A 21,813-nucleotide genomic window follows, 5' to 3' on the forward strand; every position below is an offset into this window, starting at 1 on the left:
GTCAGACCCCCAACACCGAGAAGAAGATCGAAAACAGCGCGTCCAGCGCGATGACCAGGAAAATGGATTGTACCACGGAGGCAGTCGTTCGCTGCCCGACACTTTGCGCCGACCCCTTGACCTGCATCGCCTGCCAGCAGGCGATCACGCCAATAACCAAGGCAAAGAAGGGGGCTTTGATCATGCCAATGGCAAAGTGCCAGATGCCCGTGTTCTCTTTCAGCCGGGTGATGAACATTCCGGGACTGACGCCGAGGTCGATCCAGCTCATTAATCCTCCGCCGAACAGGGCGGCGATATCGGCAACAAACCCAAGGATCGGCAGCATGATCAAAAGGGCCACAACTCGCGGGATCACAAGCACTTCGACCGGGTCCAATCCAAGCGTCCGCATCGCATCGATCTCTTCCTGGACCTTCATCGAACCGATGGCCGCCGTAAAGGCTGAACCAGATCGACCTGCAACGATGATCGCGGTCAGCAGAATACCCAGCTCGCGCAGAACAGAGATCGAGATCAACTCGACCACGAATATCTCGGCCCCGAACTGTTTCAGCTGGGTTGCCCCCTGAAACGCTAGCACGACACCAATCAGAAATCCCATCAGGGCAACGATGGGGATGGCTTTGAACCCGGTTTCTTCCATCTGCGAAACCAGGGCGGCCTTGCGCAACCGGCGCGGCATCACAACGGTGCGGGCCAGACGGTGCAATGTCAGACCAAATAAATTCAACAGTGACAGGCCGTCCTTGCCAGCCTGCACCGTACGCTCGCCCACACTCGCGACCCAATCAGTGAAATTGCGGTTTTCGGTTTCTACACCGGGGTCATCCGGAATGTTTTCCGCAACAGTTTCCAGCAATGCGGAATGCGCGGGTTTCACCCCTTCGTACTGCACAGTTGCACCATTGGCTCGGGCACGGCGCGCTAGGTCGGCAATCAACCAAGCTCCGCCCGTGTCCAAGGCACCAATTTGCGACATATCGACGGTCAGAGTTGCACCATCCGCGCGAAACCTTGCAAACGCGCTTTCCACCCTATCCAATGACTGCGTCAGCAGATCACCCGAGACCCGCACGTAAACGCCATTGGCGTTCTGGTCCGACTGTATCATTGGCTGTGTCATGGGCGTATGTGATGTCAAAGGGCTTTGACCTGCAACGGGTTTTTGCGATGGATCCCGTAAATGTCGCGGGCAATAGCGTTGGGGTGACAATAACTGAGACAAAATTTCCCTGATGAGCCTCAGTCTTCAAAACAATCCCGGTTCGAGTGACCAAGCAATAAAGTGGTGGCGCGCGACTAAGTAGTTGCCGGGCCTTTTGATCCGCTACAGAGTTCGCCCTGCACCAAATCGGTGGAATCAGGGAGAGCGACATGCCGGACACCAAGAATGTCCTGTTCATTATCATAGATCAGTTGCGTGCGGATTGTTTGAACGGCGCGTTGGCAGCCCATGTCGAATTGCCAAATCTGCGTGCTTTCATGGACGAGGCAGTGACTTTTGATCGCCACTACTCGGTGACTAACCCTTGTGGCCCGTCGCGGGCGTCGATCCTGACGGGGCAATATGCGATGAACCATCGCTCGGTACGCAATGGAACGCCGCTGCGGCACGATACGCCGAACCTCGCGACAGAAATGCGCAAGGCGGGGTATCTTCCAATGCTGTTCGGCTATACGGACACTTCGGCTGATCCCCGCGCGCACGACCACAACGATCCGATCCTGAAGTCCTATGAACGGCCAATGGCTGGTTTTGAGGAAATCCTCGAGATGCGGTTAGAGGAATCCTATCCTTGGCGGGCGTACCTGATGGAAAAAGGGTACACGTTTGATGATTACTGGGACGTTCACAAGCCGGTGTCGCCTGATGGCAGAAAACCACGGTTGAACGATCCGGCGCTCTACCGCGCTGAAGACAGCGACACAGCCTTTTTGACCGATGTGTTTTTAAGCAATATTGCCCCGCGTGTCGGCGAAGGTTGGTTCGCGCATCTGACATACATCCGGCCCCATCCGCCACTGGTCGCGCCGGCACCGTATAACGCTATGTATGACCCGACGACGCTGCCCCAGCCCGCCAGCTTGGTCAGCCCGGCGGACGAGCGGGCGATGCACCCGTTCTTTGGCCCTGCAATCGACAACTCGACGATCGGCGATTTTGTTCTGGGTTTTGACGCAGTTGAACCCACAGTTGAAAATGTCCAGACTTTGCGCGCTGTTTATTTGGGGCTCGCGACCGAGGTCGACCACCATATTGGCCGTGTTATCCAGTTTCTGAAGGACAGTGGTCAGTACGAAGAAACGTTGGTCGTGATCACCGCAGATCACGGTGAAATGCTGGGCGACCGGCACGGTTGGGGTAAAATGACGGTCTATGATGCCGCATATCAAACCCCTTTGATGATCCGCATGCCGGGCAATAAAACGCGGGCTGGGGCGGTGGTCTCGGAGCCGACGGAATCCGTGGATATCACGCCGACGATCTTGGACTGGATCGGCCAATCCATCCCGAACGCAATGGACGGTAGATCCTTGTTGCCACTGCTGCACGGGCAGCCGCCCGAGGATTGGCGGACCTATACTTTCAGCGAATTGGATTTCGCAGAGCCCGAGCAGCCGACCCTGTGGCAGCAAGAGTTGGGCACGGGCAACAGCGACTCTTGTCTGGGCATTCTGCGGGACGACCGTTTCACTCTGGTCGAGTTCGCGGCGGACCTTCCGCCGATATTGTTCGATCACCGTAAAGACGGCGAATTGCAGAATGTTGCCGGGGATCCAGAATGTCTGGCGGATTTGACGCGACTAAGTCGACAAATGTTGCGGCACCGGATGCAAAATATGGATCATACCCTGTCGTTGGACTCCATCACAGCCGAAGGTCCAAAGACAAAATCCCGGTATTGATTGCCCTGCGCAGCCAGTGCGCGACCCCAAAGTGTCGCGCGCTTGCCCCCTACACCTGAAACAGATCAGGTGTTACGCATATGTCGCGGAGAGGGTGAACTTGGAAATAACCGAACAACAGATCAAGTCCATGACAACAGCCGGTCTGAACCTGATCGGGCAGGCGCTGTCTATCTATGATAGCCAGTTGCGGCTGGTGGTCAGCAATCGACCGTTTCAGACAATGTTCGACCTGCCGGACCATCTTGTGCAGCCCGGTGCCTTGTTCAGCGATACGATCAGATATTTGGCGTCGATCGGCGACTACGGCGAGGTCGAAGATATTGAAGAGGTCGTCGATCTGCGGGTCAAACAGGCGCTCGCTTTTGAACCTCATTACATCGAACGCGTGCGTGCCAATGGTCAGGTCATTTCCGTCGAGGGCGCGCCTTTGCCCAAAGGCGGTTGGGTGGCGGTCTATACAGACATCACTGACACGAAACAGGCCGAAGCTCTGTTGCGTGCCCGTTCAGAAGAATTGTCGGACCAATTGCTCGGCAGGGCCGAAGAACTTTCGGCTGCGAACCGCAAATTGGCGGCGACCAATGCGGCGCTGGAAGAGGCCAAACGCCAACTGACCGAAATCGAAGCGCGCACTCGCATGACGACCGAGATGATGCCGGCCCATATCGCCCATCTGGATTCTGAGGGCCGGTATGACTATTCCAATCGACGGCTTAACTCCGTAATGCCGGGTCGTCCGTCTGAGATATTGGGAATGCATATCTCGCAGGCCTTGGGTTCTGTGGCCTATAACCGCGTCGAAACTCACTTGCATAAAGCCTATGGAGGTGAGGTATCGGTGTTTGAGTTTACGGAAGATCAGGACTCAAGACGTATCCGAGTGTCGTTTACACCCGACGGCGAAGGCGGCGTTTACGTGATGTCCGTTGACATCACCGAAGAAACCCAGGCTCGGGTCGCTCTGCAACAGACCCGCCGCAGGGCGATGGCTGCGCAGATGACGAACGGTCTTGCGCATGATTTTTCGAACCTGTTGACCATTATTCTGGGCATGCAATCCCGTCTGGAAAAAATGGGATTGTCCGAGGACGCCCGAGAGTTGGTTGCCGCAACCCAACAAACGGCCCGACGGGGCGGGCAGTTGCTGAATCGAATTGCCGACATGACCGGAAACCGAACCCCGCAACCCAAAGCGACAGACATGCGCGGTTTGTTGGAGGATTTGCGTATTCTGGCATCGCCTTCGTTGCCGCGCGGCGTCGGTTTGTCCGTGGTCAACACGCTGCCAGACAAAGCGCTTATGCTGGATCCCGGGATGGTTCAGGATGCGCTGCTCAATTTGGTGCTGAACGCGCGTGACGCCTGCGGAGAATCCGGGCAGATCACAATCAGTGCTCACACCATTGGCGAGATCTGGATCGAAATCGCTGTGTCGGACACCGGCCCCGGGTTTTCGCAAGAGGCACTGGAAAAGGCACTGAACCCGTTCTTTACAACCAAGGGCGACAAAGGGTCAGGCTTGGGACTTCCGATGGTCTATGACACCGTCAAATTGGCTGGCGGCGATCTGAGCTTGCGGAACACACCCTCCGGCGCATCTGTTGTGCTGCGCTTGCCGTACCGGCCGGCCCCTCCGGTTCAGGACGGATTGGTTTTGTTGGTCGAAGACAGCGACGACCTGCGCAGCCAGTTTCGGGATATGTTGGTCGAGCTTGGATTTGCAGTGATTGAAGCGACCTCGTTTGACGAGGCGCTCGTCCTGACAAAGGATGTCAGGGACATTGCCCTTGTACTTTCCGATATCAGGCTTGAGGGGCAAGAAACCGGCCTGGACCTGCTGGCGAAGCTTGATCCTGCATTGCCCTGTATTCTGATGACATCCTTGCCATATTCTGATCCGCTGCATCGCGCGGCGCTGCAACGCGCGCCAGTGCTTCGCAAACCATTCACGCGGGCGCAGCTGTCCGCCCTGATCCAAGACGAGGCCGCCTGATGACTCAACCACTGGTGACCATCGTCGATGATGAACCCGAAATTCGGCGTATTCTGACCGATGCGCTTGAGGATGCCGGTTTCCGAACCCAGAGCTTTTCCCGCGCGCGGGAATTTGAAGCTTCGCTGAAACGCGTCACACCGGATGTGTGCCTCGTGGATTTGTCTCTGCCGGATACCGACGGGTTGGCACTGGTTCACAGGCTGGCGCTCGAGCAAGGCGCGGCGGTCATTATCATATCCGGCCGCGCTCAGGTACAAGACCGCGTTACCGGTTTGGAGCTTGGGGCGGATGATTACATCACCAAGCCGTTCGATCCGGTCGAGGTTGTGGCGCGCGTCCGCGCCCGATTGCGATCACCAAGGGTGCAGGCCGCACAGTCGGATGTGGCGCGTTTCAATGGTTGGACCGCCTATTTCGACCGCTACATTCTTGAAGACAGTTCAGGGGCAGAAACCCCGTTCAGCCATGCCGAAGGCGAAGTGTTGAGGTTGTTTTTGGAAAGCCCTAAGCGTTTGATCAGCCGTGCGCAAATGCAAGAAGCTTTGGGGGGTGCTGCAGGCGAAAGTTTTGACCGCGCAATGGATGTCAGGATCTCGCGTCTGCGGACGAAATTAGGAGAAGACCCAAAGAACCCCCGGTTGATCAAAACAATCTATGGTGCCGGATATATTTTCCTCGGTGATGTCGACTGGTGAGGTGGAGCGGGCGATGATCCGCGCCCCGACACCGAACGAGAGGCGCGTACGTTATTCACGTAGAGCCCGGTCCTTGACCTTGATCACCGGCTGCAGGAGATAGTCCATCACAGTTTTCTTACCCGCCAAAATGTCCACTTCGGCTATCATTCCGGGGATGATCTCAACTGCGACACCATTGGCGTCCAGAATGGCATGCCGCGTTTGGATTTCGACGACAAACACCTCTTCGTCATTGCGTTCTGGACGCGTGATTGTATTGGCCCCAATGCGGGTGATCTCTCCGTCCAGCGCCCCGTAGCGCGCAAAATCATAGGCCGTGATTTTCACTTTTACTGGTTCGCCTGCGTGCAAAAAGGCAATGTCGCCGGGGCGCACGTAAGCTTCGACCAAAAGCGTGTCGTCCAACGGAACGATTTCAATCAGTTCTTCTCCGCTGCGGGCCAACCCGCCCAAGGTGGTCCGGTGAATGCGGTTTACGATGCCCCTGACCGGAGATCGAACCAGCGCGCGATCCGCGCGGTCCTGCAAGGCCGGCAAGGCTGGTCGCAGCGCTGCCAGTTCAGCCGTTGTGATTGCCAGATCGGTCAACGCAGCGCTGCGGAACCTGCTGCGCGCGGCCTTGATCCTGTCATCGATTTCTGCAAGCCCCGTTTCCAAACGGTTGGTCACCGCCACCGCGCGGATTTTACGACCCTCCCATTCCGCCGCGCTTCGGCGCAGGGACAGCAGGGTTGTTGCGGGCTCCATCTGTTGTTTCACCAACGGAGTCATAATGGCGCGTTCTTCAGCCAGGATCTTTAACGTTTCTTCAGCCGTCACTTGGTCGACCAGGCCTTCCTCGTACTCTCGATGGCGCTGTTCTCGCTGACGTTCCAAGATGGCGATCTCGGCGTTCAACTCCAGTTGACGGCCACGAAACAACGCGGTTTCAGACCGGACCACTTCTGGTGCGCCTTTGACGAGGTCGGCCGGGAACGTAAGATCGGTGCCGTCAATTTCAGCCCGAAGACGTTGAACCCGAGCTATCAGACCGAATGAGCGCTGCTGTTCCTGACTTAGCTGGCTGTCGATCTGTGTGGTGTCAAACTCCATCAACAGCATGCCTTTGTCGACGACCTGGCCTTCGGCCACGTGCAAGGATTCCAGAACCCCGGGTTCGGTTGCTTCGATCAGCTGTACATCCGCCGAGGGCACTATTCGTCCGTCCACACGTGTCACGTCATCCAACTCGGCGAAAGAGGCCCATACTCCTGCAGAAACAAAGCAAGTCAGGATCGCCAGCAAAAGGAGCGAACCCCGCAACGGAGATCGCCCTCGCATTTCGCGGGCCATCAAGGCTAGATCAGGATGCCGCGACATTTAGGTGCCTCCCAGTACTACGCGCATGTTGGTTCAGCATGCTCTTGGGACCATCAGCGCCAACGCGTCCGCGCTCGATTACGATGACCCTGTCTACAAGAGCCAACAGGCTCGTGCGGTGTGTGACTATGACCATCGTTGTGTTGGCAGTCGCCTGTTTCAAGCGTTCGATCACCTTAGCCTCGGTTTTAACGTCCATCGCGCTGGTGGGCTCATCCAACAGTAAAACCGGGGGGTGACCAACCAGCGCTCTGGCAAGCGCGATGGCCTGGCGCTGGCCGCCCGACAGGCCTTCGCCTCGTTCAGCCAGTTGCTGGTCATAGCCGCTTGGATGTCTTGCCACGAAATCCTCGACCCCGGCCACACGGCCCGCACGAATTAAGTCCTGATCTCTTGGTCGGATCGCGCCACTGGCGATATTGTCCCGGATAGAGCCTGAGAAAAGCCATATATCCTGTAGTACCGACCCGACGCTGTGTCGCAGATCGCCAGGATCGATTTGCCGAATATCAACCCCATCCAGCATTACCGAGCCGGACTTGGGCTCGTACAATCCCAAAAGCAGGCGTGCCACGGTGCTTTTGCCTGACCCGATAGACCCCAGAATGGCCACTTTCTCACCGGGCTTGATATCGAACGAGATGCCGGACAGCGCATCATCCTGCTGTTCGGGGTAAGCGAAATGGACGTCTTTGAATGAAATCTGGCCGTTGATCTTGGGGCGGCTAATCCAGTTTCGGCCTTCCGGTCTTTCGCTCTCGGCGTGCATGAGAGCATTCAAGTTCTGATAGGCACCACGCGCTTGATTCACGCGTGTCAGTGTTTGTGCAAGCTGTCCCAATGGGGCCAGGGCGCGTCCGGTCAGCATCACTGAAGCGATCAGCGCACCCATACTGGCTTGGCCGTCGGCTATCAGGAACACGCCATAAAATACGATCAGAACCTGGGCTGCCTGTTGCGTGAAGCCAGTTAGGTTAAGCGCAAACTGAGTGATCGTGCGGCTGCGGATGCCGTGCGAAGACTGGCGTTCTATTGCGTCATCCCAGCGGGCGCGCATTTGCCGAGACGCAGAAGTGGTTTTGATGGTCTCAAGCCCAGAAACAGTTTCGACTAGAACGGATTGTTTTGATTGCCCATCTGCAAAGCTGTTTTCAGCCAATCGCGACAGCAGCGGCTGAACTGCGAGACCCGACAACAAAACGATTGGAACTGCGAGTGCCGGTATCAGAGCCAACGGTCCACCAACGATATGAATGACGAATATGAACAGGGCAATAAACGGCAAATCCACCACAGCGACCAAAGTCGCCGACGTAAAAAACTCCCGCAGGGTTTCAAACTCGCGGACGGTGCTAGCCATTGCGCCCGTCGATCCGGTGCGGGCTTTCATCTTTAGGTTCAAAAGCTGGTCGAAAACGCGACGCCCCATGAACAGGTCGGCCTTTTGCCCCGCCCGATCAATAAAGCCAGCGCGCAAGAGCTTCAGAATGAAGTCAAAACCTAGCGCCAGTCCCACTCCGACGGTCAGAGCGATAAGGGATTCGGTTGCTTCGTTTGGAAGCACCCTGTCGTAGACCACCATGATGAAAACAGACGTGGAGAGGCCCAGAAGGTTGGCGACGGCCGCAGCCAGTACGACCTGCGCATAGAACCAGCGGTTCGCCAACATAGCAGACCAAAACCAGTGTTCCGATGCAGGAGATTTGCCGCTCATCGGCTTTTCCTTATGGCTGCGCCGAAACAAGAACGCATATCCGGTGTAGTTTTTTTGGACGGCTGCTTCGTTCACTTCACAGATGCCGTCGCCAGCTTCTGGGTCAAATACCAAAAGCCTTCCGTTTTTGGTGCGGCCATGAAAAACGATGGCCTTTTCGTTTTCCAGAAGAAGCAATGCGGGAACCAGAACGTCATCGAACTCGGCAAGCTTTCGTGCGCCAAACCCGGCCTGCAATCCGGCGTGATGCGATACTTCTACAATGTCTCTTGCACTCAGCTTGCCTGATGCGTCGGAGTGGGCGGCGTGTAGGGCAGCGATGGTCAGAGATCGATCCAAATGCGCAGCTATATGCAGCAAGCAGGTCTCCAACGAGGTGAGTTGCGGCATGGCTGCCGGAGGTATTGATGGTGTCATGGTGCTGCGCCCTAGTTGGTGATGGATATGCCAAGGAGATCCAGAATGTCGCCAGTCAGGCTTAGCGCAGCGTAGTTGGTCAGGAAAAAGCTCTGCTCTGACAGAATGAGGCGCTGCTGCGCGTTCACGTAGTCCCGCTGCGCATCTAAAATTTCGACCAGACTGCGCCGTCCGATTGTGAATTGGGTGCGCGCTGCAGTCACGCTTTCGGCGTTTGCCTGAACCGCCAATCGAGCTGCTTGCAGACGAACCGCCCCGGCATCTTGATCTGAGCGGATAAAGTCCAGTTCCCTTCGAATTTCGCGGATCAGCGTTTCGCGGGCAAACTCGGCTTCTCGGACCTGCGCTTCTGCGGCTGCGATTGCGGCACGGCGTTGACCGGTGCTGTCGATTTCATAATTGAACGACAGATCGACCCCGAAATTTGCGTCATTGTTACGATCGCGATCCGCAAAAGCCGCAATTTCAATTCCGGGCTGCCGTCGAGCTAATGCAGCGGTTTGCTCGGCTCGGGCCGCCAGCAAAGCTGCATTTGCGCGTCGGACTTGCGGGCTGTCTAAGACAATTTGGGTATCAGTTCGCGTGAGTTTCGGCGCCTCAACAGGCGGGGACAGTTCACCGGGTGGCTGACCGAATACTTCTTGAAACTGAGCTTCGGCGCGTTCCATTCTGGTTTTTGCATCAGCGAGTTGAGTGCGCGCGTCAGCCATGCGCGAGCGTGCCGTGAGTACATCAGCATTTGATCCAACACCCTGAGCGGTGCGTTCGGTGATCTGGTTTGAAATTTCTTCGTGCACTTCGACATTTTCGGCCGAGATCGCCAGGATCTTGCGCCGATCCAGCACGACAACATACGTTTCGATAGCCGCCAGAGCCAGTGAGGCGGCTGTTTGTAATTGGCCACCGCGGCTTTCGAAAACCCGCGCCTTTGCAGCTGCCAAATCCCCGGATGCGGCGCCACCATCATACACCAGCTGTGACACTCGCAGGTATGGCGTGACATCTGCAATATCCGAATTCACGCGCTGTGACCTTGCATTCATTCCGAGTGAAACACGGGGCAAGAAAGCACCTTCGGCCGCCCTCTTATTGGCGGTAGCAACGTCCAGCTGAGTGACACTTTGGGCGAGGTTCGGGTTTGTTTCGACGGCGGCGCGAATCCGTTGCCCAAAGTCACTTTGCGTCAACCGCGGGGCTGCCGCCTGCGAACCGGTGCCGACCGAGCCTTGGGACAAGGAATGCTCGACTGCGGACAGGTCTGGTGGGGCCACGCATGCGGTCAAAGTCGGGATCCACAGCAGGGTAACCCACTTCAAGATACGTCTGCGGTTCTGCTCGAATTTCATTACACTTCCCCGATCAAGCAATCGTCTTCGTTTCGCGCATGGGCCATGGCTGAAAGAAAATGCGAAACATCTGAATTTTCAGTGTATTTTTTGCGAGTATAGGTATGCGCTGCCTGCTTTTGGGCAATCGAGAGCCAAGCAAGATGCGACAGCGAGACCTGATGCGCATGGACCAGTTGAAGTGCGCCGGCCTCGAGCAGCGTCAGTTTTTCGGGTTGTGACAACGCGTTCAGCCGTTGAAAATCCACCCCGAGAGTACCAGCGGGAAGCTCGATCCCCTCATGACCGGCCAGAGGTTTGAACAGTCCGAGATTTTGCAAAGTTCGGCAAGTTATACGAGTTGCGAAAGCGGAGCTTTCGCGCGCACGCAGAAACCTGAGAACCTTTTTTAACTCTGGGCTTAACTCACCGGTGGCGACAAAGAACGGTTCGTGTTCCGGACTACCTGTCACCAGGCCAAGAGTCTCGTCCACCATGAGTTGCATTTGATTTTCAGAGCGCGAAGTACACTGCTCGGTTTTAAATGGGGGGCATCTTAGAACGGATGGAATGTAAGAAGCTAACCAGCGACCATCGCCCGAAACAAACGGTGTTGGTTCACGAGGTGACAACGATAAGACTGCGACCGGCTCGACCCAATTGTCGCTTTCGCGAAACACCATCGGGTAGGCGGCTGCGGTGAGTGGAACCTCATGCTCGACAATTGGACACAAGTGCTGATGCCTAGCGAAACTGAATGACGAAAATCGCTTCCAATATCGGTTGGCGTACTTATCGTAAGTTACTGGATACAGGCCATTCTGTGCCATATTGACCCCTAGTTGAATTGAGGAGACCGCCGATTGCATGAACCGGCGGTCGAAGCTGTGGTCAAGCCGTCGCCCCGGTTGGGTCGGTGTGCAGGATGTTGTCCGAATTCAACTCGCTCAGGTCGTCCAGGCCAGAGAATTGCGCCATTGTTTCTATGGTTGCCGAGGTCGGAGTAGAGTAGTCGACTTTGACCAGAACCCCGTTGTCGCCGTCTGTTGCGAGGACATAGATTTCGTCCCCTGCCTGAGCGCCAATCAGGCTTTCAACAGCCGTTTCCACAGTGTTCATGGACAGGTCTGCTAGGACCGTAGTCAAACCTACAAAGCCTGTGTTGACACCCAGCGTACCCCCGACACTCAGGTTTTCGACTCCGGTACCATTGCCGCGCAAACTGGCCGGATCGAGGCCACTGAACATCAAAGCGTCCGCCGCATCCGCTGCCGTCCCAAGCGCAAAGCCTGTAATCGTATCCACGCCGTTCGTAGCCGGATCCGCTTCAAAGACAATGACATCTCGGCCGGCATCCGAGACATTGATGGCATCGTCACCATCTTGTCCGCGAACAAAGCTATCCACATCGCTGGCCACCAGCGTATCGTTGCCGTCCGTACCCAGGATTATGGTTGATGGGCCGCCGTCCGATGTGGTGATTGTCAGCTCGATGGGTTTTGTTGGGTCCTGAACGGTCATCGTGAACGTCACCAGGGGCTGGTTCAGGTCGGAATATACTGGTGCAACACCCGCGAAGTTGACGGCTGAGCTTCCTACTGGATTCGACAGATACAGGCCAAAGGCGCCATTTCCCGAGTCTGAGCCAGTGTTGAATGTGACCACAGACGGATCAAATCCCAACTCGATAGTCATCGCCAAACCCGACGAGATGTCGCGATCGGCATCGGCAAAGATCTCGAACGTGATGATCGATCCGCTTCGACCCGCCTCGGCTATGACATAGGCCGAAGGGACATTCGCGTTTACCTCATCGGATACAGGCAAGGGGTCTGGGCCACCGGAGACCGTAGCCTGTGCTTGAAAGTTGAGGTCGTCGCCGGCCAAGACGCCGGTGAATTCTGAGGCCGGGACGGTTAGTGACCATGTACCATCGGCGGCCACGGTGGCAGAGCCGACAGAGTTGCTGTTGAGCGTGACATTCACAAATTGACCGGCGCTCAGACCAGCCGACGTCCCAGACACAACAACGCCCGAGCTTTGCGCATCACTCAAAGATACAGAGTTGTTCGACCCGATAGGATTTAGGTTCAGTAGAGGTCTGAAATCCGTCGCAAGTGTGGTTGTCGCTGGAATAGCGCTGTTTCCTGCGCTGTCACTTACGGCAGCCGAGATCGTGAAATTCGTGCTGTCTGCCAATCCAGCAAGATCGGAATCTGGGATTGTGACGGACCATCCACCGGATGACGCGTTGACGGTATAGTCTCGCCCATCCAACGTAACGGTCACGGTTTGCACGTCTTCCGCCGAGGTCGCGCCTGTTATGGTCAGGTCGTTGCCCCGCTCGGCAATGTCCAGAACCGATCCGACTGGCAAGGCGTTGATTGTCACGGTTGGGGCCGTGAAATCAGTCTGGAATGCGCCGTTCGCGGTGGCGGTGTTGCCGGCCGCATCGGATACGGACGCCCTTACGTCATAGCTTTCTCCGTCCTGCAGGGCAGAGAGGCTTGCAGCTGGCGCTGTTAACGACCACGTGCCGCTGTTGACCGTTGTGGTGTTGCTGATGTCTACCGTGCCGTCGGCTCGAACGATTTCAATAGTGATGGTGGTTCCGTCAGGCGCATCAGACGTTCCGGAAACAGTCAGGTTTGTGCCCCGTTCCGCCGCGTTCAAGACAGCTCCGTCGGACAGTCCCGTGATCGCGATTGCGGGTGCCGAAAAATCTGTATTGAAACTTCTGCTTGCCTGCGAGGCTGGGTTGCCCGCTGCGTCCGTCACATCAGCTGTAACGGAAACGGTCGCTCCGTCAGACAAAGCGGCAAGGGCAGCCGAAGGCACGGTTGCCGACCATGATCCGCCTGACACAGTACCGGTATAGGTCTGACTGTTTAAGGACACGGAAACGGTTTGCCCGTCTTCGGCGTTGGTCGATCCGGTGATCGTTAGATCTGTGCCACGTTCAGTGGCATTCAGAACCGGCCCACCGGAAAAACCGTCAATGCTGAGGGTTGGGGCGGTTACATCTTTAGAAACCGCAATGCTGTCCTCACGGGCGGCGAGCCCGTCCAGGTTGACTACGTTAGCAGTGATCGAAAATGATCCGCCGTCTGCCAAGGACACCAAGTCGGCAGTGGGGATAGTCACCGACCAGCTATTGCCCGAGACAGTGCCGGTATAACTTTGTCCGTCCAGCATCACGGTAACCTGCTGACCGTCCTCGACATTTGCGGATATGCCCAAGACAGTCAGGTCTGATCCAACTTCGACCGCGTTCAAAACGCTTCCAACGGAAAGCGGAGAAATGGCAATCGAAGGACTGGTCAAATCCACCGGGACGGAGGCCGTTGCCGGAGCTGACGTGTTCCCTGCTGAATCGCTGACAACAACTTTCACGGAAGCCGGAGTGCCCGAAGACAGTTTTGCAAGATCGGCGACCGGAACGGTCACGCTCCAGTTGCCGCCCGACGCGGTGCTGGTGTAGGTCTGGCCAGCGAACTCGACCGCAATCGTTTGGCCATCGGCAGCGGTTGTCGATCCGCTCAATTCTAGATCGCTTTGGATATCAACCAATTCGATCGAACCGTCAGAAACTTGGTTCAACGAAATAGTTGGTGCCGTGAAATCGGTGTCAAAGCTGTCGCTGACCTGTGCGGCCGGGTTCCCCGCCTGATCTGATACGTCAGCCGTGACAGACACAGTTGTTCCGTCAGCCAGCGTTGCGAGATCGGCGGACGGGACGGTGACAGCCCATTGGCCGTCTGCAACTGTACCGGTGTAGGATTGCCCGTTAAGTGTGACTGTGACCGTTTGGCCATTCTCTGCGTCGGTTGTACCTGAGACCACCAAATCAGTGGCCATTTCCGCCGCATTCATAACTTCACCATCCGAGAAACCCGAGATTGCGAGGGTCGGCGGGATGGTGTCGATGTTGTATCGGACGGTTTCAGCGGATAGCTCTTGCCCGTTGCTGTCCAGGTGTCGCACGGTCACGTCCTGAACGCCTTGCGGCAGGCTGGCGGCCTCGGCAGACGTCAGGGAAATACTCCAATCCCCGTCTGCATTGAGTTCTACTGATTTGACCAGCGATCCAATCGTGACTTCCACGGTCTCGGTGCCGTTAGGGACATCAATATCAGTTCCCGAATTACTCAACGCAGTTGATTGCACCTGAGCAAGATTGAGGGTTGGTGTCACAGGCGTCGGCACGGTCAACTCTGCGTCATCGCCACCGCCACCTCCGGCGCCTGCGGCGGCGGCGCCCGCCAAGCCCAAGCCGCCCAAGGCAGCGCCCATGCCGCTGATGCCACCGCCCGCTGCCGCAGCTCCTCCGGCCTCGGCGAGGCTGAATTGCGCAATTTCGGCCACCGCGTTTTCGGCAATCATGATTGCACCGCTGTCCAGTACCTGAACATTCTCGGCAGCAACAACCATCGTGCTGCCGTCGATCATCTTCAATTGGACATCACCGTTCTTCAAAAGTTTGACGGAGCGAACACCGGGAATCGTTTCGGCAAACTGATAAGCGTAGAGCTCTTCGATCGTGGCCTGTGCCAGCGCAGGCAGGGCCATCAACGCCGAACCAAGCCCGCCCGCAATACCGCGTCCGGCCCAACGACGCATTTTGCCGTCGATCCACTTGCGAATGTGATCTTTGCGACCGGCTTCTGATCCGTCCGCTTCGGTTTTGGCGTGAGAATCGTGTTCTTTGGTCATCTTACCCTCATTTGTGGTGTGCACGTCCGCCCGAGGGGGCCAGGTTCTGTTCATCTGTCTTTCGCTCTTGTGACTCATGCGGCCGGACCAGGAAAAATTGTGTTAAACTGAAACCGAACTCCGCGTTTTCACCACAATTCCGCTTTGGTTTCGGGCCGGGCATCAGATCATCCTGCAGTCAGTGCCAATTTTGGCGTGGGGTGATTAGGTATGATGCTTCGGTTTGACAGAGTGATTGCAACGGGGAGCGCAGCGCTCGATTCAGGTATCCGTGATACGGCTTTAAAAACGTTTAACGGGGCCACGTATCTTTACAGTTTGACCGGCCCCGGGGGTGGTATCGCCGTCTGGCGTCTGGTCGATGGTGCATTGCCGCAATTGGTGGATACCGAGTATTTCAGCGGTACGATTGCTTTCCAGGTGGGCGATATAGGTGTGCCTATTTCCGTTGGTGGCACTAATCAGCTTGTCTTGGATATCGATACTGCAAACGGTCTTGTCGGCTATACATTGAACCCCGATGGAACGGTCGGCTCGTTGCGGGAAACCGGTACTTTGACGGGTGGAGGCGAAATTTCCGCCTTGGTCGAACTGTCGACTGGTTCTGGGCGATTCCTGATGATGTCGCACGAAGATACCGATCGGATCGTGACCTATAGAGTGAACGGAGACGGCTCGCTGACATCCTCTGGCGTCGTTCTGGCAGAGGCCGATTCGATGCAGGGCCTGCGCATCGGGGCCGACAATTTTGTCATTGCTACAGACGGCACGCGCAACACCGTTGCAACCTACCGCGTTGACGGATCTAGCGGCGCCATAACCGTGGTGGACAATTCCGAGGCGCTGTCAACGCTGGGGATTGCCGTGCCGACAGCGGTTGAGGTGATACAGGCTTACGGAAGATCCTGGGTTGTGATCGCTGGGGCCCAGAGCAACTCTCTCAGTGTAATGGAGATGGGCAGTGATGGCCGCCTTATCCCTACGGACCATGTTCTGGATTCCCTGCATGCCCGTTTTGAATCTGTTCAGGACCTTTCGGTCGTCCAAGTGGATGGTCGGGTCTTTGTCGTGGCGGGCGGGGGCGACGATGGGATAACGTTGTTTACTATGACGCCCAGTGGGCAACTGGTGTATTTGGACAGCTTTGCCGACACACTTCAAAGCGGCCTGCAGAATGTCGAGACGTTCAGCGTCGCGCATGTAGGGGATGAACTGCAAATCCTCGTGGCGTCGCAGCAGGATGCAGGCCTGACTCAGTTGACAGTGGATGTCTCGGATATGGGCGTCGTGCGCAGCGGGTTCGGCACCGTCAACGGGACGGCCGGAGACGATATGCTGAGCGGCAGCATCCTTCCAACTGCGCTTGTTGGTGGGGCTGGGGATGACATCCTAATCGCCGGGCAGGCCGCCACGACTATGACCGGAGGCGCAGGGGCCGACATTTTTGTCATGCAATACAAAACCGAGCCTGTGACGATCACCGACTTTCAAGCAGGGCTCGATCGGTTGGACCTATTCGACTACCCACTGCTCAGAACGCCCGCTCAGCTGACGTTTACCCCAACCGCGCAGGGCGCGCGGATTGAGTACCTGAACGAAACCATTAACGTAATGTCGGCTTCGGGTGGGTCACTAAGTAGCACGCAAGTGTTTGGTGCAGGTTTTGGTGGCCCTGATCATATACCTGTCGACTTCGGTGATTTTGGCGGCCTCGACCCAGGAAGTTCAGATGGCGTTCAGGGCGCGGTCTCGCTCAATTCCGCGACCGCCAACGCTAGTCTCACGGATGCCGAAATCAGGTTTACCCCAACCGGTGGCGCAACTATCACCGCCCGCGCAGACAGTAACGGGCGATTTGATCTCGATTTACCTTCTGGCCGCTTCGAGGGCGAGTTCGATGTGATCAAGTCCTACTCCACCGCCAGCAAAGACATTAATGCGCTGGATGCATTGCAGGTTTTGCGGATTGCGGTCGGACTGGACCCAACATGGGGGCCCGCATCGCCGGAAAATCTGATTGCCGCAGATATCAACCGTGACGGCACGGTGAATGCATTGGATGCGTTGTCGATCCTACAAGTGGCCGTTGGTCAGCCGACAGCGGCCCAGCCGGAATGGGTGTTCATCGACGCGAACGCGGACCTTTCGGGGATCACCCGAAACAACGTCTCATACGATACTGGTGTCGATGTGGCGGCCGTGGACGGCGTAATCACAGTCGATATGACTTCGATCCTGCTGGGAAACCTCGAAGCCCCCTGACGCGGGCCGAGTGGTCATTCTCTGAACGCCCGGTTGAAGTAATCCGCCAAAGGCTTCACGAGATAAGAAAGCGGGGTCCGCTCATCTGTTTTGATCAGGGTCTCAACCGGCATACCCGGCAGCAGTTCCTGACCGTTCAAACGCTCGACCTGACCTTCTTGCGGCACGACTTCGGCGCGATAGAACGTCTGGCCCGTGTTGTCGTCGGTGAACGTGTCAGCGGAAACGGTGATGACCTGCCCGTCAATTTCAGGAGTTTCACGCTGGTTGAATGCGGGAAAACGCAGTAGTACTGGCTGGCCCACGTGTAACTGATCGACGTGAATCGCATCGACCCGCGCTGCGACCAGCAAGGGTGTGTCCTGAGGTACAATATACATCATGGGTTCGGCAGGCTGTATCACCGATTGAAGGGCAAAGACCTGGCTGCCGTAGACGGTACCCGAAACCGGGGCGCGTATGTCCAGTCGAGACAGGCGTGTGTCCAAAGACAGGCGGCGCTCGGCAAGCTCTGAAATCTGCGATTGAATATCCCGCAGGGTCGAGATGGCCTCTTCCCGTCGGGTTGCTTCCAGTTCCACTATCGCTATCTCGGTTCCCGAAATCTGGCCTTTCAGGCGTGCAACGGCGGCTTCCAATCGACCGATATCGCCCGTCAGGCTGGCCTCTTCGCGTAGCAGGGCTGATACACGGCTCGCCTGTGTGAGGCCGCGCTGGAACAGGCTTTGCTGGTCTTCCAACTCTTCCTGAATCAACTCGACCTGACGTCGCAGCGAGACCAGTTGCGCCTCGGTTCCTGCAATTTCGCTTTCGATCTGGATGGTTTGTTTGCTTAGCTGTTCGGTTTGCTGGTTCAACGTGTTCAATCGCGCCTCGAACAGACGCTGCTGGCCGGCAATCAAATCGGGGTCGATGTTTTCCTGTCGCTGTATCTCGGCCAGTTGAACGGCAAGCGCCTCGGCATCCGCGCCATCGCGTTCGGCTTCCAGCCGGGCCCGACGGGCCAGCAGCTCGAACAGCTGCGCTTCGACAATGGTTTTTTCAGAGGACAAGAACGTATCGTCCAGCCGCAACAGAAGATCGCCATTGCTGACCGCATCCCCGTCGCGCACATAGATTTCGCCCACAACGCCGCCGTCGGGGTGCTCGATCACTTGGCGATTGCTTTCGACCTCGATGATACCCTGCGAGATGATTGCCCCCGCCAGTCGGGTGTTAACTGCCCACAGGCCCAAGCCGCCAACAAGAATACCCAAGGCCAGGAAGCCAACCAGCGCGGGGATCGTGATGCGCCATACCGGGCGCGAAGTGTTTGCCGCTGTGTCCTGCATCAGTTGCTTGCCTTGCTGAGATTGCGCTTGATCGACCCTGCGTTTTGCACGACTGCGCCCAAAACCTCATCCCGCGGTCCGGCTTTTACCACCTGACCGCGCTCGACGACCACGAGGTCATCGCATTCCGAGATTGCCTGGGGTCGGTGGGTCATGATGATCGCGGATTTGCCCTCGGCCTTCAGTCCTCGGATGGCGGCGTTCAACGCCTCGGTCCCATCTGCATCCAAAGCCGAGTTTGGCTCATCCAGGATCAGCAAGACTGGGCTTCCGTACAAGGCGCGCGCAAGCGCGATCCGTTGTTTTTGCCCGCCCGAAAGCTGACTGTCATTACCTTCCAGAATGGTGTCATACCCTTTTTCCAGCGTCAGGATCAGCTCATGCGCGTTGGCTTTCTTGGCGGCCGCGACAACCGCGTTTGGATCGGGGTCTTCGGACATGCGCGCGATGTTTTCCGTGACAGTTCCGTTGAACAGCGTGACCTCTTGCGGCAGGTACCCAATATGTTGGCCCAGATCGGTTGGGTCATATTGATCCAATGTTGCGCCGCCTAATCGGATTTCGCCTGCGGCGGGTTTCCAGATACCCAAGAGCGCTTTGGCCAACGTTGATTTGCCCGATCCGCTTTTTCCGATCACGCCAAGTGCCCGTCCTGGCGAGAGGGTTAGCGAGACATTGCGCAGAGTCGGCGTCTCTGCACCGGGTGGGATCACAGTCACACCCTTGGCGGTCAGTTGGGCCTCGGGCACAGGTAGTCTGGTTCGGGGCATCTCGGGCGGCGTGGCATCGAGAAACCGATTCAGCGACACCCACGCGGTGCGGGCGCGTTCAACGACACCCCATTGTCCCACGACCTGCTCAACTGGTGCCAACGCGCGTCCGAGCAAGATAGAACCTGCGATCATCGCGCCGGGGGTCAGTTCGTTGCGCAACACAAGTAAAGCCCCAAGTGCCAACATCGCGGACTGTAGGAACAGACGCAGAGACTTGGTCACAGAAGTAAAGCTGCCGGTCCAGTCACTGGCGGCAATCGTTTGTTGCAAGGCGTTTGTGCGTTGCCTTTGCCACCGCCGGGTAATGTCTTCTTGCATCCCTTGCGCACGGACGACTTCGGCGGCTTGTCTGGCATGTTCCGAAAAGTTGTTGGCCTTGGCGGACGCAGATTGTGCCAATGCAACCTTGCGGCGCGTCATCATCTGGTTGAGCAGGGCTATGACCACCAAAAGCGAGCCGCCCGCCACGGCCAGCCAACCCAGAAGGGGATGGAACAGAAATATCGCGGCCACAAAAACCGGCGTCCAGGGGATGTCCATGACTGCCAAAAGCACCGGCGATGAACACAGGTTCTGGATCGACTCCAGATCCCGCAGTGCTGTTGCTGGTGCCGCACGAGCACGCGGGTGCAGCGACCGACGCAAAGTTGCGTCGAATACACGTTCATCCAGTTGGGACTGAAACCGCGCTCCAAACCGTGCAACAATCCGGCCGCGCGCATAGTCGAGCATCGCCATAAGGCCGTACAGCAGCGCCACCAACAGAAACAGTGCCGCCAAAGTCTCAACAGCCCGCGACCCCAGAACGCGATCATAGACCTGCAACATGAACAGTGGGCCAGTCAGCATCAGCAGATTTACGAAGATACTAAACAGAAACGCCAGCGCCAGGAACGTGATCCCCTGATTGCGCGCGGATTGCATTTCACGTCTGGGCTGCGCGGCCATGCGATTCTCAGTATTCACGAACAAGGGCTTTCGAATTTGTTGCTCAGGCATTGAATGCGTGCATTCGGCGGCATCCTAAACAGATGTTGCAGCGGTGGAAATGCACCTCGTGACGGATAGTCCATATGTCGCCGACGCGGTGTCACGAGCGACACCCAACTTGCGCGGTCCGGGCAAAAGATATTTTGTTGACACAAACTTAGCTCAGATAAGGCCTATGCCATATGGTACGTGACGCGGACCCTGTTACCCGAGTGCTGGTGGTTGTGGCACCCAGCTTCAACATGGCGGCGACAATGGGGTTCATCGATCCGTTTCGCGCTGCCAACTATCTGGACGGAAAGCCGTATTTCAAATGGGATTTTGCATCTGAGACGGGTGGTTCCTGTGTTGCAAGCAACGGTGCCGAAATGGCCACCGTTGCTCTGGCTGATGTTCCTTCAGCGGATATTGTGGTCGTATCCACAAGCTGGACGCCGGAAAAACACCTGACCCAAAAAACCGGCAACGCTTTGCGACATTGGGCGCGAAGTGGTGCCACGCTAGGGGCTCTGGATACCGGAGCGTTCGTTCTGGCGCAGGCCGGTTTGTTGAAAGGACGCAGGGCGACGGTTCACTACGAGCATATCGATGCCTTTCAGGAACTGTATCCGGATGTCGAAGTGGTCGAAAATCTGTTCGTGCTGGACGGCAATCGTATTTCGTGTTGTGGCGGAAGCGCTGCGGTGGATTTCGGTTTGCAGATTGTTCAGGGCATCTATGGTAGCGCTTTGGCGAATGCGGCAGCTAGATATATCTTCCACGACCGCCTCAGAGGACCATCCGACATGCAGCAGCCACAAGGCAGCGAGCCTTTGGGCGCAACGGTTCCAGTCAAGTTGAGAGCCGCTATTCAGGTGATGGAAGCCAACCTGGAAGAGCCGGTGACGGTTCCGGAGATTTGCAGGAAGGTCGGCATTTCCCATCGGCAATTGGATCGCCTATTTTCAACATACATCAAGAAAACGCCCGCGCTTTATTACCGAGATATCCGACTGGACCGGGCGCGTGGCTTGGTGACACAGACTGAATTGCCTATCGCCGAGGTCGCGATTGCTTCGGGGTTTTCCAGTCAGGTGCATTTTAGTCGGGCATATAAGGAACGGTTCGGCTTGCCGCCCAGTCGGGACAGGGTGGAAGGCCGTGTGCCATTCGAATTCCGGGCATGGCCGATGCATCGCAAGCCGGCAAGGTAAAAGCAGTTCAGCGGCGATTGGCGAAAAATGATGATTTGATGGCGAAAAAAGTTAAGAGCGTGGACGCATTTGGCCAGAGAATACCGTCCAACAGTCAGCCAATGGGTCGTTGCCTGCCCCAGAGTTGTG

13 protein-coding genes are annotated in these 21,813 nt (G+C 56.8%); 5 read left to right on the forward strand and 8 right to left on the reverse strand.

Annotated elements, in window-relative coordinates; all coding sequences use genetic code 11:
• Position 1 precedes the first annotated feature (1 nt).
• Positions 2 to 1,114, reverse strand: coding sequence for an ABC transporter permease (locus ACR0MV_RS06230; RefSeq protein WP_480701397.1), 1,113 nt, complete (start codon positions 1,112 to 1,114; stop codon positions 2 to 4).
• Positions 1,115 to 1,377: 263 nt separating this feature from the next.
• Between ACR0MV_RS06230 and ACR0MV_RS06235 the strand changes: the two genes are divergently transcribed.
• The 3 genes from ACR0MV_RS06235 (at position 1,378) to ACR0MV_RS06245 (ending at position 5,604) form a co-directional block, all read left to right on the forward strand.
• Complete coding sequence (locus ACR0MV_RS06235; protein WP_480701398.1) at positions 1,378 to 2,910, forward strand: sulfatase-like hydrolase/transferase; 1,533 nt, start codon at positions 1,378 to 1,380, stop codon at positions 2,908 to 2,910.
• A 130-nt stretch (positions 2,911 to 3,040) separates the two neighbouring features.
• The gene (locus tag ACR0MV_RS06240) at positions 3,041 to 4,906 is read left to right on the forward strand and encodes a PAS-domain containing protein (RefSeq protein ID WP_480701399.1); all 1,866 of its coding nucleotides are present in this window, start codon (positions 3,041 to 3,043) and stop codon (positions 4,904 to 4,906) included.
• Positions 4,906 to 5,604, forward strand: coding sequence for a response regulator transcription factor (locus ACR0MV_RS06245; protein WP_170429183.1), 699 nt, complete (start codon positions 4,906 to 4,908; stop codon positions 5,602 to 5,604). The genes ACR0MV_RS06240 and ACR0MV_RS06245 overlap by 1 nt, the downstream gene beginning before the upstream one ends.
• Before the next feature lie 51 nt (positions 5,605 to 5,655).
• On the opposite strand, the gene ACR0MV_RS06250 is transcribed toward ACR0MV_RS06245, so the two are convergent.
• From ACR0MV_RS06250 to ACR0MV_RS06270, 5 genes are all read right to left on the reverse strand, one after another.
• Positions 5,656 to 6,966: an HlyD family type I secretion periplasmic adaptor subunit gene (locus ACR0MV_RS06250; protein ID WP_480701401.1), complete on the reverse strand. Its 1,311-nt coding sequence runs from the start codon at positions 6,964 to 6,966 to the stop codon at positions 5,656 to 5,658.
• On the reverse strand, positions 6,950 to 9,097 hold the full coding sequence (locus tag ACR0MV_RS06255) for a type I secretion system permease/ATPase (protein WP_480701403.1): 2,148 nt from the start codon (positions 9,095 to 9,097) through the stop codon (positions 6,950 to 6,952). The genes ACR0MV_RS06250 and ACR0MV_RS06255 overlap by 17 nt, the downstream gene beginning before the upstream one ends.
• Positions 9,098 to 9,108: 11 nt before the next feature.
• On the reverse strand, positions 9,109 to 10,443 hold the full coding sequence (locus ACR0MV_RS06260; protein WP_480701404.1) for a TolC family protein: 1,335 nt from the start codon (positions 10,441 to 10,443) through the stop codon (positions 9,109 to 9,111).
• A complete protein-coding gene (locus ACR0MV_RS06265; protein WP_480701406.1) occupies positions 10,443 to 11,252 on the reverse strand; it encodes a SapC family protein in 810 nt (269 codons plus the stop codon). The genes ACR0MV_RS06260 and ACR0MV_RS06265 overlap by 1 nt, the downstream gene beginning before the upstream one ends.
• A 61-nt stretch (positions 11,253 to 11,313) precedes the next feature.
• Positions 11,314 to 15,135, reverse strand: coding sequence for an Ig-like domain-containing protein (locus tag ACR0MV_RS06270; protein ID WP_480701407.1), 3,822 nt, complete (start codon positions 15,133 to 15,135; stop codon positions 11,314 to 11,316).
• 210 nt (positions 15,136 to 15,345) lie between these two features.
• Between ACR0MV_RS06270 and ACR0MV_RS06275 the strand changes: the two genes are divergently transcribed.
• Entirely contained in the window at positions 15,346 to 17,397 is a 2,052-nt protein-coding gene (locus ACR0MV_RS06275) for a dockerin type I domain-containing protein (RefSeq protein ID WP_480701409.1), read from the forward strand.
• A 14-nt stretch (positions 17,398 to 17,411) separates the two neighbouring features.
• On the opposite strand, the gene ACR0MV_RS06280 is transcribed toward ACR0MV_RS06275, so the two are convergent.
• Positions 17,412 to 18,728 (reverse strand): HlyD family type I secretion periplasmic adaptor subunit, encoded by a 1,317-nt coding sequence (locus tag ACR0MV_RS06280; protein WP_480701411.1) that lies wholly within the window; start codon positions 18,726 to 18,728, stop codon positions 17,412 to 17,414.
• Positions 18,728 to 20,449 carry a type I secretion system permease/ATPase gene (locus tag ACR0MV_RS06285; protein ID WP_480701412.1) on the reverse strand — a complete coding sequence of 574 codons (1,722 nt, stop codon included), beginning with the start codon at positions 20,447 to 20,449 and terminating at the stop codon, positions 18,728 to 18,730. The genes ACR0MV_RS06280 and ACR0MV_RS06285 overlap by 1 nt, the downstream gene beginning before the upstream one ends.
• A 224-nt stretch (positions 20,450 to 20,673) precedes the next feature.
• Here ACR0MV_RS06285 and ACR0MV_RS06290 point away from each other — a divergent pair, with 224 nt between their 5' ends.
• On the forward strand, positions 20,674 to 21,684 hold the full coding sequence (locus ACR0MV_RS06290) for a GlxA family transcriptional regulator (protein WP_480701413.1): 1,011 nt from the start codon (positions 20,674 to 20,676) through the stop codon (positions 21,682 to 21,684).
• Positions 21,685 to 21,813: the final 129 nt, after the last annotated feature.

The sequence above is a fragment of the Ruegeria sp. BC3 genome, from assembly GCF_056539265.1.

Excerpts from the sequence above, each read along its gene's own strand:
- ACR0MV_RS06230 (WP_480701397.1), bottom strand. The coding sequence starts at position 1,114 with ATGATACAGTCGGACCAGAACGCCAATGGCGTTTACGTGCGGGTCTCG.
- ACR0MV_RS06235 (WP_480701398.1), top strand. The coding sequence starts at position 1,378 with ATGCCGGACACCAAGAATGTCCTGTTCATTATCATAGATCAGTTGCGT.
- ACR0MV_RS06240 (WP_480701399.1), top strand. The coding sequence starts at position 3,041 with ATGACAACAGCCGGTCTGAACCTGATCGGGCAGGCGCTGTCTATCTAT.
- ACR0MV_RS06245 (WP_170429183.1), top strand. The coding sequence starts at position 4,906 with ATGACTCAACCACTGGTGACCATCGTCGATGATGAACCCGAAATTCGG.
- ACR0MV_RS06250 (WP_480701401.1), bottom strand. The coding sequence starts at position 6,966 with ATGTCGCGGCATCCTGATCTAGCCTTGATGGCCCGCGAAATGCGAGGG.
- ACR0MV_RS06255 (WP_480701403.1), bottom strand. The coding sequence starts at position 9,097 with ATGACACCATCAATACCTCCGGCAGCCATGCCGCAACTCACCTCGTTG.
- ACR0MV_RS06260 (WP_480701404.1), bottom strand. The coding sequence starts at position 10,443 with ATGAAATTCGAGCAGAACCGCAGACGTATCTTGAAGTGGGTTACCCTG.
- ACR0MV_RS06265 (WP_480701406.1), bottom strand. The coding sequence starts at position 11,252 with ATGGCACAGAATGGCCTGTATCCAGTAACTTACGATAAGTACGCCAAC.
- ACR0MV_RS06270 (WP_480701407.1), bottom strand. The coding sequence starts at position 15,135 with ATGACCAAAGAACACGATTCTCACGCCAAAACCGAAGCGGACGGATCA.
- ACR0MV_RS06275 (WP_480701409.1), top strand. The coding sequence starts at position 15,346 with ATGATGCTTCGGTTTGACAGAGTGATTGCAACGGGGAGCGCAGCGCTC.
- ACR0MV_RS06280 (WP_480701411.1), bottom strand. The coding sequence starts at position 18,728 with ATGCAGGACACAGCGGCAAACACTTCGCGCCCGGTATGGCGCATCACG.
- ACR0MV_RS06285 (WP_480701412.1), bottom strand. The coding sequence starts at position 20,449 with ATGGCCGCGCAGCCCAGACGTGAAATGCAATCCGCGCGCAATCAGGGG.
- ACR0MV_RS06290 (WP_480701413.1), top strand. The coding sequence starts at position 20,674 with ATGGTACGTGACGCGGACCCTGTTACCCGAGTGCTGGTGGTTGTGGCA.